The sequence below is a fragment of the Mycolicibacterium obuense genome (assembly GCF_055397605.1).
The window spans coordinates 5,245,290-5,258,924 of record NZ_AP043663.1; the positions used below are offsets into that span (position 1 = coordinate 5,245,290).

The following is a 13,635-nucleotide window of genomic DNA, read 5'->3' on the forward strand; positions in this document are numbered from 1 at the left end:
CGACACCACCGACACAGGAAGCAGACAACCGAATGCATGAACTTCACCGTGGGCGGCCCCGGCTCGTCCACGTTCTCGCGGCCGGGGCGACGGCACTGGTCCTCGTCCTGACCGCCCTGATCAGCGCCGGTCCGGCGTGGGCGCACGCCGCTCGCATCGGCAGCGATCCCGCCGACAACGCCGTGCTGCCCCAGGCCCCCGGCCGGGTCAGCGCGACGTTCAACGAGACGATGCAACCCGAGTTCGCCGCGATGACGGTGGTGGGCCCGGACGGCGCGCAGTGGGCCGACGGAACCCCGACCGTCGACGGGGCCGTGATCAGCATCGGGGTTCGCCCCGGTGCGCCCGCGGGCACGTACACCGTCAACTACCGGGCGACGTCAGCCGACGGGCACGTCGTCACCGGCTCGTGGCCGTTCCAGGTGACGACGGGCACGACAGCGCCCGCGGCGACGCCTGCGACAGCAGCACCGACCACCTCCCAGGCTGAGCCGGCCTCGCCCGCCCCGACGGGGCTGCCGGCGTGGCCGTTCGCGGTCGGCGCGATCGCCGTGGTGGCCGCGGGTGCGGTGTGGGCGGTCCGCCGCAGGTCATGACGCACGGCCGGGCGGTGACGGGTGGCCTACTCGTCACCGTCGCGGCGTGCGTCCTGGCCTGGGCGCTTGCCTTCCCGGGGGCTTCGCTTCCGGCGGCGCTGGTGCGCGCGGTCGCCGACGGCGCCGCAGTGGTGACCATCGGCTTGACCGTGGTGCCCGCTCTCGACGGACCGCGATACCGCGACGAGCTGCTGCGGCGCGGCGCCACATCGCTGCTGGCCGCCTCGACGATGTGGCTGGCGGCCGAGCTGGTTCGGCTCGTTCTCGCGACTGCCGAGGCCGCGGGCCGCAGCGCCGGAAACGTCGGCCTGCACACCGTGTGGGACTTCAGCGTCGAGACCGCACCCGGCCGGGCTGCGCTGGTGACGATCGCGGCTGCGGCGGTGGTCGCCATCGCGGCGGGGCTCGCGCCCAGGACTGCGCCGGTGGCTGCGGTCACCGCCGGAGTGGCAGCCATCGGTGTCGTGGGTCATCCGTTGACGGGCCATCTCGGCGAGGACGCCCTCGGCGGCATCGCTGTCGCGGTGCACACGCTCGCCGCTGCGATGTGGTGCGGCGTGCTCGCCGCGCTGGTCCTGACGGTCTCGCATCGCGGTCAGTGGGCGCGAGTGTTGCCGCGGTTCTCGCAACTGTCGCTGGCCAGCGTGTGCGTGCTGCTCGTCGGAGGGGTCGTGGCGGGCCTGGCAGTGCTCGAGACACCCGCGCAGCTGGTGACCACCGGGTGGGGAAGGGTGCTGTCCGCGAAACTGGCGCTCACGGTCGTCCTTCTGGCGTTGGCGTGGCGCAACCGGGCATCCTGGCTGCCCGACGCGCGTGCCCACCGGGCCACCGCCGGGCTCTCCCGGGCCCGTGCCTACACGGAATTGGGGCTCATGGCGGTCACGCTGGCCGCTGCGGCGACGCTGGCGGTGACCGCCTGACACGGCAGTCGGGCGCCCCGCAGGGCCTGGCATGATGAGTTGACGCACACGCCTGAACAGTCGAAGGAGCGGTGACATGGAGCAGCCGGATCGGCCCGAAGACCGGTCGGATGCCGTGTCCCCCGACGGTGATGCCGCGGCTGTTCCGGCGAAGAAGACGCCGGCCAAGAAAGCACCCGCCAAGAAGACGCCGGAGAAGACCCCCGCGAAGAAGGTGCCTGCGAAGAAGGCACCGGCGAAGAAGGCACTGGCCAAGAAGGCACCGGCGAAGAAGGTGCCCGCCAAGAAGGCACCGGCGAAAAAGGCCCCGGCGAAGAAGATCGCTCCCCCTCAGCCCGCTGCCGATGTGACCCGCGCTGCCGAAGAGGTTGCCGCACAGGCGAAATCAACGGTGGCTACCGCCAGCCCTGCTGTCACGGCACCGGCACCCGCCAGCCGGGAGGAGTCCCGGTCGGCTCGCCTGCCGCTGGCCGCCGCGGCCGTCACCGGCATTCTCGCGCTGGTCGTGGTTCTGCTCGCCGCGCGACGCAATCACGACTGAGGCCACGGCATAATGGCGCGGTGACTGTGACCCCGCGCCCCACCGCTGACCTGGTCGACGAGATCGGCCCCGATGTGCGCAGCTGCGATCTGCAGATGCGTCAGTTCGGCGGGCGCGCCGAGTTCGCCGGGCCGATCACGACCGTGCGCTGCTTCCAGGACAACGCGCTCCTCAAGTCGGTGTTGTCGGAGCCCGGCGCCGGCGGGGTACTGGTCATCGACGGTGCGGGCTCCGTGCACACCGCATTGGTCGGCGACGTGATCGCCGAGTTGGGCCGCGCCAGCGGCTGGTCGGGTCTGATCATCAATGGTGCGGTGCGCGACGCCTCCACGCTGCGGACGCTCGACATCGGCATCAAGGCGCTGGGCACCAACCCGCGTAAGAGCACCAAGACCGGTGAGGGTGTGCGCGACGAGGCGGTCGAGTTCGGCGGCGTGGTCTTCACGCCGGGCGACATCGTTTACAGCGACGATGACGGGATCATCGTCGTCAGTAGCTGATCACACCGAACTGCGCACTGCCGCTCGGTGTTTGGTGAATTCCAGCGCCGAGTCGTCGACCTTGCCGCGGCGGATCAACTGCAGGTCGAGCAGGTAGTTCTGCTTGAGGCGCCACGGGGTGCGTGAGCCCGACTTCGGGAGGTAGTCCAGAGCGCGCAACACGTATCCCGGCGTGAAGTCCATCAGCGGCGCCTCGCCGACACTGGCGCCGGGGTGCCGCGGTTCGACCGTGTCGTAGCCCTTGTCGGACATGAAGTTGATGACGCGGCAGAAGAATTCGGAGACCAGGTCGGCCTTGAGCGTCCAGGACGCATTCGTGTAGCCGATCGTGAACGCCATGTTCGGCATGTTGGTCAGCATCATGCCCTTGTAGGCCATCGACTCGTTGAGCACCAGCGGTTCGCCGTTGCGTGAGATCGTCGCACCGCCGAACAGCTGCAGGTTCAATCCTGTTGCCGTGACGATGATGTCGGCGTCGAGATGCTGCCCCGAGGACAGCGCGATCCCCGTCTCGGTGAAGCGCTCGATTGTGTCGGTGACGATGTCGGCCTTGCCCGCGCGAATGGTCTTGAACAGATCTCCGTTGGGCGCCAGGCACACTCGCTCATCCCACGGGTTGTAGCGAGGGTTGAAGTGCTTGTCCACGTCGAACCCTTCGGGCAGCCGGTGGCGGGCCATCGTCAGGAGCTGCTTGCGGAAGAAGTCTGGGAAACGGCGGGCGATCTGATACTGGGCGGATTGGGCGAGGATGCTCTTCCACCGGTTCAGCACGTAGGCGGCTTTGGCGGGCAGGCGTTTGTTGGTCGCGACGGTGAACGGGTCGACGTCGGGCAGCGCGGCGATGAAGGTGGGCGATCGCTGCAGCATGGTCAGCTGGCCGGCGCCCGAATTGGCAAGGGCTGGAATCAGAGTGACTGCGGTGGCGCCGCTGCCGATCACGACGATGCGTTTGCCTGCGTAGTCGAGATCGGCGGGCCAGTGCTGAGGGTGGACGATCCGTCCGGTGAAGTCGGCCGCGCCGGGAAATTCTGGAGCGTAACCCTGGTCGTAGTTGTAATAGCCACTGCAGGCCATGAGGTAGCGGGCGGAGATCTCGACCAGTTCACCGTCGCGCTCGACGGTCACCGTCCAGCGACTCTCGTCGTCGGACCAGTCGGCGCCGGTGACGGTGTGCCCGTACCGGATGTGCTTGTCGATGCCGAACTCCGCGACTGTTTCTTCGAGATAGGCCATGATCGACGGGCCGTCGGCGATGGCCTTGTTCGACGTCCATGGCTTGAACCGGAAGCCGAGCGTGAACATGTCCGAATCGGATCGGATGCCGGGGTACTGGAACAGGTCCCAGGTGCCGCCCAGGTGGGCCCGCCGCTCGAGGATCACGTAGCTGGTGCCGGGACAGCGGTCCTGCACATGCCAGGCGGCGCTGATGCCGGAGATGCCGGCTCCCACGATGACGACGTCGACGAACTCGGTCATGCACGAAGTATTCAACGCCGCGTCGAGCGAGTCAACAGTGCGTCGAAAATATCAACAGGGTGTAAAGTGCAGAAAGTGACCACCACCAGCCATGCGCGTACCGGCCGCGGCCGGCGCGGTTCGCGCCCGTCCGGTGACGACCGTGAGCTCGCGATCCTGGAGACCGCGGAGCGCCTGCTGGAGCACCGTCCCTTGGCCGAGATCTCCGTCGACGACCTCGCCAAGGGCGCCGGAATCTCGCGGCCCACCTTCTACTTCTACTTTCCGTCCAAGGATGCGGTCCTGCTGACGCTGTTGGAGCGGGTCATCGCCGAGGCCGACGCCGCGCTGGCGGAGATCATCGCCGCCCGGCCCACGGATCGTCGGGCGTTCTGGCGCCACGGCATCGACGTGTTCGTCCGCACGTTCGGGGCGCACCGCGCCGTATGCGCAGCGACGGTCGGGGTCCGCACCACGGACTCGGCCGCGCGCGAGATGTGGGCACGATCCATGCAGCGCTGGATCGACCATTCCGCGACGGTGATCGAGGCCGAACGGGCTGCGGGTGCGGCGCCGGTGACGGTGCCCGCGGTGGAACTGGCCACGGCGCTGAACCTGATGAACGAGTCGGTGATGGCGGCGACGTTCGCCGGGCAGCAGCCGGCAATCCCCGACCACCGGGTGCTCGACAACCTCGTGCACGTCTGGACCACCAGCATCTACGGCGCCTCAGCCTGACCTGTCGGTGCTGGATGCGAACATGTGTTCGTGTCCGGGGAAGCCTGCATCCTCCACGCTGATCTCGACTCGTTCTATGCGTCGGTCGAGCAGCGGGACAACCCCGCGCTGCGCGGTCTGCCGGTGATCGTCGGCGCCGGCGTGGTCCTGGCGGCCAGCTACGAAGCGAAGGCGTTCGGGGTGCGCACCGCGATGGGCGGTCGGCAGGCGCGGGCCCTGTGCCCGCAGGCCGTCGTGGTGCCACCGCGCATGTCGGCGTATTCGAAGGCCAGCGAGGACGTGTTCGAGGTGTTTCGGGACACGACGCCGACCGTCGAACCGCTCTCGATCGACGAGGCCTTTCTCGACGTGTCCGGGTTGCGACGGGTCTCCGGTACGCCAGTTCAGGTCGGCGCCCGGCTCCGGGAGCGGGTGCGCGACGAAGTCGGACTGCCGATCACCGTCGGCGTCGCGCGTACCAAGTTCCTCGCCAAGGTGGCCAGCCAGGAAGCCAAGCCCGACGGTCTGCTGTTGGTGCCACCCGATCGTGAGCTCGCGTTCCTCCACCCGCTGCCGGTGCGAAGGCTGTGGGGCGTCGGTGTGAAGACCGCGGCCAAACTGCACGAGCACGGCATCGAGACCGTCGCGGACGTCGCCGAATTGAACGAGGCCACGCTGCGGTCGATGGTCGGCGGCGCGATGGGGCGGCAGCTGTTCGCGCTGGCGCACAATCAGGATCGCCGCCGCGTGGTGACGGGGCAGCGCCGCCGCTCGGTGGGCGCTCAACGCGCGCTGGGGCGCGCCGGCAACTCGATGTCGCCGGACGAGGTGGACGCGGTCGTCGTCAACCTGGTCGATCGGATCACGCGGCGGATGCGGGCCGCCGACCGAACGGGCCGCACGGTGGTGCTGCGCTTGCGATTCGACGACTTCGGTCGGGTGACCCGGTCGCACACGCTGCCGCTGGCCACCGCATCGACGGATGCGATCTTGCAGGCGGCGCGGACGCTGGTCGCGGCCGCGGCGCCACTGATCGCCGAGCGTGGTCTGACGTTGGTGGGGTTCGCGGTGTGCAACATCGATCGCGACGGTGCGCAGCAGATGGAGCTGCCCTTCTCACATGTCGACCTCACCGCCGACAGCTCGAGCATCGACGCGGCGATCGACCGGGTGCGGGGCCGCTACGGCAACGCGGCAGTGACCCGAGGCGTGCTGGTCGGCCGGGACACGGGTGTGGAGATGCCGATGCTGCCCGACTGACACCTCAGGCGCGAGTCCACTCGAGCAGGGAGTTTGCATCCCACGTGTTGACGATGCGCTCGGCGGCCAGTCCTGCGTCGAGGGCACGCTGGGCGCCGTACCCCAGGAAGTCGAGCTGCCCCGGTGCGTGGGAGTCGGTGTCGATGGAGAACACGCACCCGATGTCCATCGCCAAGGTGAGCAGCCGGGTGGGCGGATCGCGGCGCTCCGGGCGCGAGTTGATCTCGACCGCGGTGCCGGCGTCTCGGCAGGCCGTGAAAACGGCCTCGGCGTCGAAGGTGCTTTCGGGCCGCATCCCCCGTCCACCGGTGACCAGCCGGCCGGTGCAGTGCCCGAGGATGTCGGCGTGTGGGTTGGTGACGGCCTTGATCATGCGGCGGGTCATCGCAGGGGCGTCCATCGCGAGTTTGGAGTGCACGCTTGCCACGACGACGTCGAGCCGTTCGAGCAGCTCGGGTTCCTGATCGAGGGAGCCGTCCTCGAGGATGTCGACCTCGATGCCACTGAGAATGCGCATGGGAGCGACACTTTCGCGAATCTCGTCGATGACGTCGAGCTGTTGGCGGAGTCGGTCGGGCGAGAGCCCGTTGGCGATCTTCAGGCGTGGCGAGTGGTCGGTCAGGGCGCAGTACTCGTGTCCTAGGTCGCGGGCGGCCAGCATCATCTCCTCGATGGGCGCCGATCCGTCGGACCAGTTGGAGTGCACGTGCAGATCGCCGCGTAGCGCAGCACGGATCTCACCACCGCCGAGATCCTGTGCAGATTCCCGCAACTCGACCAGCACGTCGGGTTCCCGCCCAGCCCACGCCTGGGCGATGACCTTCGCCGTCTTCGGACCGATGCGGGGCAGCGACTGCCAACTGTTGGCCGCGCCATGCTTCTCGCGCTGGGCGTCGGTGAGCGCTTCGACGACATCGGCGGCGTTGCGGTAGGCCATCACTCGGCGCGAGTCCTCTCGCGCGCGATCCTTGTAGTAGGCGATCTGGCGTAGAGCAGTGACCGGATCCATGCCACCAGTGTGCCCGGATACCGATGAAGAAATTCGTGTCAAGACCCCTCTTGCCCGGTTGTTAGTGTTTTCTCCGACGGAAGGGAGTGTCGTGGGGCTGTTCGAGGATCTTTTCCAGATCGGCGACGGGCTGCGCAGCGGCGTGACGGACGCGCCGAGTTTCGTCATCAATCTGCTCCAGGGTGACGTGCACGGAGCGACCACCGACGGCCGGAACCTCATCGGCGACGTCGTCGGCATTCTCGACGGGGTGGAGGGGCTTGGCGTCAGCCTGGGTGAGGTGCCCAAGAGGTACCTGGGCTCGGCGGCCAAGCTGGCCGACTCAAAGATCCTGGCCGCCGCGCAACTCGCGATCGAAGGCCAGAAAGCGCTGACAGGATCGGGCGACCCCGAGGAGGGCAACGGGTACCGCGACTCCGCGCGTCGGCTGGAAGACACTGTGGAGACACTGATCGACGCAACACCCAAGGACGATCGGTGGGACGGTGCGGCCGCAGAGGAGTACGGACGGGCCAACACGGTCCACCGAAAGCAGGCGTCCAACACCAGCGTGGCGGACAAGGCCATCGGTGAGGTGATTGCCCGTGAAGCGGGCCAGGTACGCCGCACGCGGCAGACATTGGATGAGGCGTCACAAACGTTGTACGACTTCGGGCTCGCGACGTCATGGATGATGTTCGTGCCGCCGCTCATACCAGCCAAGCTGGAAGCAGACATCGCCGCCGCCACCGCAGCGCTGGGCGTCACGACCAAGGCGATCAGCGATCTCGCGATCGATTCGGTTGCGAACGCTCAGCGCATCATGGCGACCTTGCAGGACTACGCAGCAGTCGTGAGTAAGGAAACCGTCGGCGACGCGAGCCCCGATTGCAACGCGACGCTCGTGAGCCAGCAAGACGATCGCATGCGGTTGCCGACGCGCATCGCCGATGGCGATAACTACACCGTGCCAGAACCGGAAGTCCCCGACACGGGTCCTCCCGCGATCCCCTACAGCAATCAATCCGGTGCGGTTCCCGCGCCCCTGCTCGGAACTGGTGGCTCTAAACCACTCGGACCGTCATCGTCTGCCTCATCGGCCGGCCGAACCCCTTCCCCTGCATTCACGCCCAAGCCCGCGATGCCCGCCGCGAGCCCGGGTGCACGCGGCCACGCGACGGCAGCGGGACGGGCGCCGGGCACACAGCCCCCGTCCTCCGGAAATGAGTCGCACACCAATGGGTAATCGCGAAGACAATCTCCACGTCGTCACGGAACACATCGACAGGCTTGCCGGTCTGCAACAAAGGGCCGCAGAACAGTTCGTCGGGGCGAACCGAGCGGCGGCTTCGGCGGCGAACAACGTGGGCATAACCCACGGCCCGATCTGTGCAATGACGACTTCGGCGCTGGCCGATGCAGATGTCGCTCGCAAAGTCGCGGGGCACACGATGCAGCGGGTGTCTGATGAACTCGCCCAGAAGCTGCAGAACGCTTCGCGTAACTATCAGAGCACCGACTACCTGGCTGGCAAACAGATCGGAACGGAATGTCGGCTCTGATCGCCGGTTAGGACGTCGAAAGGACGGATTGATGTTCGAGGAAGAAGAATCTGACTGGGGCCAGACGGTTGAGGCCCTGGACGTCTACAGGCCGGCGAGCGCTTCTCATGACGGCAGCGAGGACCTCTTCACGACGGTCCTGTTCACCGCGAGCAACCCGGAGAACACCGTATCTGCCGTCGCTTTGATGAGCGGCCTGGTCGTCCGGGTGATCCTCAGCCCTGACGTCGTGACAATGACAGAGCGTGAGCTCTCCGATGAAATCCGAGCCGTCACCACGATGGCACGACTCCAAGCTCTGGCCGGACAGCACGTCGTCATCGCCAACCTGATGCAAAGCCTCGGTCAGGACGGTGCGGCGACGGAGAGCTTCTTACACCGCGAACTACATTTGCCTGCACCAGAACTGGTTGAGCAGCGGCGTGCCGTGATGTTCGCCTGAGGCAATTCGGAACGATGGACCGTCGATACGCCCTGTCAACAGCTAGCTCCAGAAGGTGGTTGGCTCTTGCCGCCGTGATCGTCGTTGCCGTGGTCACCGGATGCGGTCATCGAGGCGCCATCCAGGGCAACCCTGTCGGTCGGCCGCAGTGGCACCCCCAGCCAGAAGTCGTGTTGTCGTCGCCCATGGCCGCTCATCCCGTTCCCGGTTGGCGCATCTCGGTAGCTGACCTCGGCATTGCCGAGCCCATTGCTCACCAACCGGGAGCTGTGCGCTTCGGGACGAACGATGATGCGCCGTGGTCAAGTCCATACATCGGAAGCGTCTCCGACCGAGCGTATTTCATGACGTCCGCGACCTCCGACGATCGACGATGGTGGCTTACGGGCATAGACGTCAGGGATGGGCGACCGCTCTTCGCGCCGGTGCCCTTGCCTGACGCTGCTCACCCAGAATGCTTCATCAATGGCCCGAATCGGCTGCTGTGCCTTGCCTCCGGCGATACATCCACAGCATGGGTGATCGATGCGGAATCCGGCAATGTGCTTTACGACGGGCCGACCGATCTGACCCTGGCGGTCGGGCATCTCGGTGTCGAGCAGGCAGGAGATTACGCAGTTGCGGCAATGATGGACGAGGGTGTCTACGGCATCGGCGATACCGCAAACACGACATGGTTCGTTCCGGGAGATGGAAGCTTGCGGACCGAAAAGGGGTCGACGAACTTCGCTGCGTCGACACTGGCAGCCCAGACGACCGGCGGCCGAGGTTCCGATCGCATGGTCGTGTTCTCCCTACGTGACGGCAAGGTGCTCGAACCGGAATTGCCCGAGGATGTGGAGCCGACGTCCGCGGTGGTCTATCCAGGCGGGTTCGCTGTCCAGACCACTCCCAAGTCGCAGCAACCAACCCCGGATGTGGTGTGGTTCTTCGACAACGACGGACGACAACTCGGGCACGCTGTCTCAGCAGGATCGCTCGACACGTTGTCGAACGAAATCCCGATTGTGGCTTCCAGCCGGACATCCACGGTGTACAGCAACGAGGGCAACTCACTAGTCGATATCACAGGGTTTGATTCGGGCTCGGGTCAGCTCCTGCTCGGAAAATGGTTCTTCGTCAATGAGACCAGCTCCGGATCGCAGAATCACTGGCAACAGTACGATCTCACTGACGGCCGCAAGGGGTGCATCTGCAGAAGCGCACTGTCCGGCCTTGTTGGAAGCGATGGCACTACGGCGGTTTTCACAGATCAAACTCCTAGCCCGCAGCGGGATACTCTTGGCCTCGATATCGCCACGTGCGTCGAGCGGTGGCGTTTCACGTCAGCCCCGGGCTCCTTCAGCAGAGTTTGGCGCGCCGGAACCACTCTGATCCAATTGTCCGACGACGGAACGGAATTGATGTCGCTTGTCGCACCCTCGTGACAGGCAAGCCGATCAGCAGAGAAGAGCCGTGCCCGCCGCATGTGTTGTACTGATCGCCGCGACAGTCGCGGGCCTCCTGTGGTGGCAACATTCTCGCCCTTCCCAGTCGCCCGGTGCGTGGAATCCACCGCCGCAGATACTCCTTCCGTCTATGCGCGCCCAGCCAGTCACCGGGTGGCGCTTGTCTGCAGCAGATCTCGGACTTCCGCCCGACACCATGTTCGTCACCGCTCCTGCCGTCGGACAGTCGAAGCCTTTGGTTGGTTATCTCGACGACAAGGCGTACTTCCTGGCGTCGCGACTCGACGACCACGACTGGTGGCTGGTCGGCATCGACGTTCGCCGCGGCAAGCCACTCTTCCCGCCTGTGTCGCTGGCGTCGGATACGGTCTACCGGCCAGATTGCTACCTGAACGGCCCAGACACCGTGCTGTGCCTGCGACTCGACGGAACCTCCACGATCGCGTGGGTCATCCAAGCCGCCACAGGAGCTGTCCCCTTCCGAGGACCGACAGCGTTGACGCAGAACCCCGGTCACAACGGTGTCGACCAGGTGGGCATCTACGCCATTGCCTCCGAGCAGGGGCGCGGTGTCTCGGGTATCGGAAACCACGCAGAGCTGACGTGGTTCGTCGGCGGCCACGGTGACACCGATCAGCGGTACCGGCCGCAGAGCGACCTCGGCGATCCCACCATCGGAACTCAAGTCGTCGGCGGGCCGGCAACTGTGCGAAAAGTAGCCTTCTCGCTTGCCGACGGCACAGTTCTCAGCCCTGATCTCGGGCCGCAGAGGCAAACCCTCGATGCCGTCGTCTACCCGGGAGGCTTCGCGACGGAAGCAGGACCTTCCGGCAGACTCGCTGACCCCGACGAGGTTCTGTTCTATGACGCGCGAGCGCAACAGGTGGGACACCTCGAGAGTGGAGGGCGTCTGGCCACCAGTTCGCGGGATGTCCCCATGATCGTGACACCCGCCGGTACAACGGTTTACACGCCAAGAGGTACTCCGCTAGCTCGCATCAGTTCCGACGGCGCCGAGCCCGACACGGTCCTCATCGGCACACGCCTGATGGTCAACACAGGCGGCGGCAACTCGTTCCCGAAGTGGACACAATACGATCTGCGCACTGGCAAGCAGGGGCCCACCTGCGAGGACAATTTCGGCAACTATCTCGGCTCAGACGGCACGGTCGCGGTACTGCGGATTCTCGATCCCGTTCGCGGCCGCGTCGCCAAGGCAGTCGATCTCGCGACGTGCAACAGGCTGTGGACACTTCAGGCGGGGGTCAACTCCGATGCGCAGGTCTGGCGCATCAACACCACACTGGTCCAATTGTCCAACGACGGAACGCAATTGATGTCGCTCGTCGCCCCCTAACGTGTCCAGGCAGGGTCCCGTCCGGTCAGTGCGATCACCCGATCCAGCAGTGGCGCATCGTCATTGACCGGCACCGCTGCGGCGAAGAGTCCCTCGACCGGCGGTCCGGCGGCGAACTCCGTCACGTGCGGCAGCACCGCTGCCAGGACGTCGTCGTCGACCGCATAGGGTCGGCCGACGGCGCGGGCCAGATCCCAGCCATGCACCACCACCTCGGTCAACGCGATCCTTCCGCCGACCTCGCCGGGAAAGTCCACCCCGCCGGCGCGCGACATCCCCTCCCACGCCGCTGGGTCGTTCCAGGCTGCGGCCATCGCCGTCAGCCGCTCCGGGTACGACGTCCGCCAACCGTCGTCGAGCTGGTCGCTCACCTCCGGCGGGGTGTCGGTCAGCTCGCAGAACTCCTTGGCGGCCGCCGCGGTGAACGCCGCCGCCAGGCCGCCCAGATGCGACACCAACGCCGCCACACTCATCTCCGAACAGGGTGTGGGCCCCGCCAACTCATCGTCACCGACGGCCCGCACGAGGTCCGCGGTGCCCGCACATGCAGAGGTCATATCGATCATGTCGGTGCTGACTCGGATCATCTGCCGAACTCATCGGCGCATCTCCAGGATTTCGTCCTAGAGTCGGCATAGTGAGATTCGCCTTCAAGACATCCCCGCAGAACACCGCCTGGTCGGACATGCTCGCCGTCTGGCAGGCCGCCGACGATATCGACGTCTTCGAATCCGGCTGGACCTTCGATCACTTCTATCCGATCTTCTCCGACTCGACCGGACCGTGCCTGGAGGGGTGGATCACGCTGACCGCCCTGGCGCAGGCGACCACGCGCCTGCGCGTCGGCGTGCTCGTCACCGGCATCCATTACCGCCATCCAGCCGTGCTCGCCAACATGGCCTCGGCTCTGGACATCGTCTCCAATGGCCGGCTCGAGCTCGGTATCGGCGCCGGCTGGAACGAGGAGGAGTCCGGCGCCTACGGCATCGAACTGGGCAGCATCAAGGAACGGTTCGATCGCTTCGAGGAGGCCTGCCAAGTGCTCAAGGGTCTCCTGAGTCAGGAGACGACCACCTTCGACGGCCGCTTCTACCAGCTGAAGGACGCGCGCAACGAGCCGAAGGGCCCGCAGCAGCCGCATCCGCCGATCTGCATCGGCGGTAACGGTGAGAAGCGCACGCTGCGCATCACCGCCCAGTACGCCGACCATTGGAACTACGTGGGCGGCACGCCGGAAGAATTCGCCCGTAAGCGGGATGTGCTGAAGCGGCATTGCGCCGACGTGGGGCGCGACCCCAAGGAGATCATGCTCTCGTCGCACGTGCGGCTGGAGGAGCAGAACTATCGCAAGCTCATCGAGGACTGCATCGCTCTGGGCGCCGAAGGCCTCGATCTGGCGATCATCTACCTGCCTCCGCCCTATGACCCCGCGGTGCTCGAGCCGCTTGCCGAGGCGATCCGCGACTCAGGTCTGCTCAGCAAAGATCAGTGACGATCACGATTCGGTAACGGAAGGCTACGTTGCGGCGCCCGCTGCCCGCCTGCAGATCGACGGGTGCGACAAAATTCGCTAGAAGCCGTACCGGACGAGTTCGTCTGGGGTGATCAGGCGCTCGGCTTTGGCCGGAAACTCGCGGCTTTTGACGTGGTGACGGAACAGTGACCAGGTAATACGACTGATCCGAGTGCGGGTAACCGGGTTGATGGACACGGTGATCACTCCTGCGGTGTACGTATAGCTGAACCGGGGAGCCACGTTACCGCAGCGCCCTCACCAAGTCATTAGATACCTGAGCGTTGGCAAACACCGGAAGGCACGCCGAATAAAAATATGCTGTTTCTGGTGTGA

The 13,635-nt window shown here is 66.2% G+C and carries 16 protein-coding genes; 12 read left to right on the forward strand and 4 right to left on the reverse strand.

All coding sequences use genetic code 11. The features are described 5' to 3' along the window. The first annotated feature begins 32 nt into the window (after nucleotides 1-32). The 4 genes from ACZ50N_RS25405 (at nucleotide 33) to rraA (ending at nucleotide 2,557) form a co-directional block, all read left to right on the forward strand. A complete protein-coding gene (locus ACZ50N_RS25405) occupies nucleotides 33-596 on the forward strand; it encodes a copper resistance CopC family protein (protein ID WP_464474087.1) in 564 nt (187 codons plus the stop codon). Next, a complete protein-coding gene (locus ACZ50N_RS25410) occupies nucleotides 593-1,516 on the forward strand; it encodes a CopD family protein (RefSeq protein ID WP_464474088.1) in 924 nt (307 codons plus the stop codon). The genes ACZ50N_RS25405 and ACZ50N_RS25410 overlap by 4 nt, the downstream gene beginning before the upstream one ends. Before the next feature lie 76 nt (nucleotides 1,517-1,592). Next, nucleotides 1,593-2,057, forward strand: a complete 465-nt coding sequence (locus ACZ50N_RS25415; RefSeq protein ID WP_133412516.1) for a hypothetical protein — start codon at nucleotides 1,593-1,595, stop codon at nucleotides 2,055-2,057. 20 nt (nucleotides 2,058-2,077) lie between these two features. After that, nucleotides 2,078-2,557: a ribonuclease E activity regulator RraA gene (gene rraA / locus ACZ50N_RS25420; RefSeq protein ID WP_464474089.1), complete on the forward strand. Its 480-nt coding sequence runs from the start codon at nucleotides 2,078-2,080 to the stop codon at nucleotides 2,555-2,557. On the opposite strand, the gene ACZ50N_RS25425 is transcribed toward rraA, so the two are convergent. Further along, nucleotides 2,558-4,033, reverse strand: coding sequence for a flavin-containing monooxygenase (locus ACZ50N_RS25425; RefSeq protein WP_046363349.1), 1,476 nt, complete (start codon nucleotides 4,031-4,033; stop codon nucleotides 2,558-2,560). 75 nt (nucleotides 4,034-4,108) lie between these two features. Here ACZ50N_RS25425 and ACZ50N_RS25430 point away from each other — a divergent pair, with 75 nt between their 5' ends. Both ACZ50N_RS25430 and dinB read left to right on the forward strand, forming a co-directional pair. Continuing rightward, nucleotides 4,109-4,750: a TetR/AcrR family transcriptional regulator gene (locus ACZ50N_RS25430; protein ID WP_073684267.1), complete on the forward strand. Its 642-nt coding sequence runs from the start codon at nucleotides 4,109-4,111 to the stop codon at nucleotides 4,748-4,750. Between the two features lie 30 nt (nucleotides 4,751-4,780). Next, nucleotides 4,781-5,989, forward strand: coding sequence for a DNA polymerase IV (gene dinB, locus ACZ50N_RS25435; protein WP_464474090.1), 1,209 nt, complete (start codon nucleotides 4,781-4,783; stop codon nucleotides 5,987-5,989). Between the two features lie 4 nt (nucleotides 5,990-5,993). Here dinB and ACZ50N_RS25440 read toward each other — a convergent pair whose 3' ends face one another. Then, nucleotides 5,994-6,998, reverse strand: a complete 1,005-nt coding sequence (locus tag ACZ50N_RS25440) for a PHP domain-containing protein (protein WP_464474091.1) — start codon at nucleotides 6,996-6,998, stop codon at nucleotides 5,994-5,996. Between the two features lie 91 nt (nucleotides 6,999-7,089). On the opposite strand from ACZ50N_RS25440, the gene ACZ50N_RS25445 reads away from it, so the two are divergent. The 5 genes from ACZ50N_RS25445 (at nucleotide 7,090) to ACZ50N_RS25465 (ending at nucleotide 11,786) form a co-directional block, all read left to right on the forward strand. Beyond that, on the forward strand, nucleotides 7,090-8,223 hold the full coding sequence (locus ACZ50N_RS25445) for an EspA/EspE family type VII secretion system effector (protein ID WP_464474092.1): 1,134 nt from the start codon (nucleotides 7,090-7,092) through the stop codon (nucleotides 8,221-8,223). Then, the gene (locus tag ACZ50N_RS25450) at nucleotides 8,216-8,539 is read left to right on the forward strand and encodes an ESX-1 secretion-associated protein (protein WP_046363352.1); all 324 of its coding nucleotides are present in this window, start codon (nucleotides 8,216-8,218) and stop codon (nucleotides 8,537-8,539) included. Before ACZ50N_RS25445 ends, ACZ50N_RS25450 begins: the two co-directional genes overlap by 8 nt. Nucleotides 8,540-8,570: 31 nt before the next feature. Next, nucleotides 8,571-8,981, forward strand: coding sequence for a hypothetical protein (locus ACZ50N_RS25455; RefSeq protein ID WP_318257933.1), 411 nt, complete (start codon nucleotides 8,571-8,573; stop codon nucleotides 8,979-8,981). Between the two features lie 59 nt (nucleotides 8,982-9,040). Further along, nucleotides 9,041-10,408 (forward strand): 9-bladed beta-propeller domain-containing protein, encoded by a 1,368-nt coding sequence (locus ACZ50N_RS25460; protein ID WP_464474093.1) that lies wholly within the window; start codon nucleotides 9,041-9,043, stop codon nucleotides 10,406-10,408. Between the two features lie 181 nt (nucleotides 10,409-10,589). Further along, entirely contained in the window at nucleotides 10,590-11,786 is a 1,197-nt protein-coding gene (locus ACZ50N_RS25465) for a 9-bladed beta-propeller domain-containing protein (protein WP_464474094.1), read from the forward strand. Here the strand turns inward: ACZ50N_RS25465 and ACZ50N_RS25470 are convergent. Then, on the reverse strand, nucleotides 11,783-12,352 hold the full coding sequence (locus ACZ50N_RS25470) for a TIGR03086 family metal-binding protein (RefSeq protein ID WP_464475711.1): 570 nt from the start codon (nucleotides 12,350-12,352) through the stop codon (nucleotides 11,783-11,785). The genes ACZ50N_RS25465 and ACZ50N_RS25470 overlap by 4 nt on opposite strands. Nucleotides 12,353-12,423: 71 nt before the next feature. Here ACZ50N_RS25470 and ACZ50N_RS25475 point away from each other — a divergent pair, with 71 nt between their 5' ends. Continuing rightward, nucleotides 12,424-13,278 (forward strand): TIGR03560 family F420-dependent LLM class oxidoreductase, encoded by an 855-nt coding sequence (locus ACZ50N_RS25475; protein WP_046363354.1) that lies wholly within the window; start codon nucleotides 12,424-12,426, stop codon nucleotides 13,276-13,278. A gap of 78 nt (nucleotides 13,279-13,356) precedes the next feature. Here ACZ50N_RS25475 and ACZ50N_RS25480 read toward each other — a convergent pair whose 3' ends face one another. Further along, entirely contained in the window at nucleotides 13,357-13,506 is a 150-nt protein-coding gene (locus ACZ50N_RS25480) for a hypothetical protein (protein WP_157850931.1), read from the reverse strand. Nucleotides 13,507-13,635: the final 129 nt, after the last annotated feature.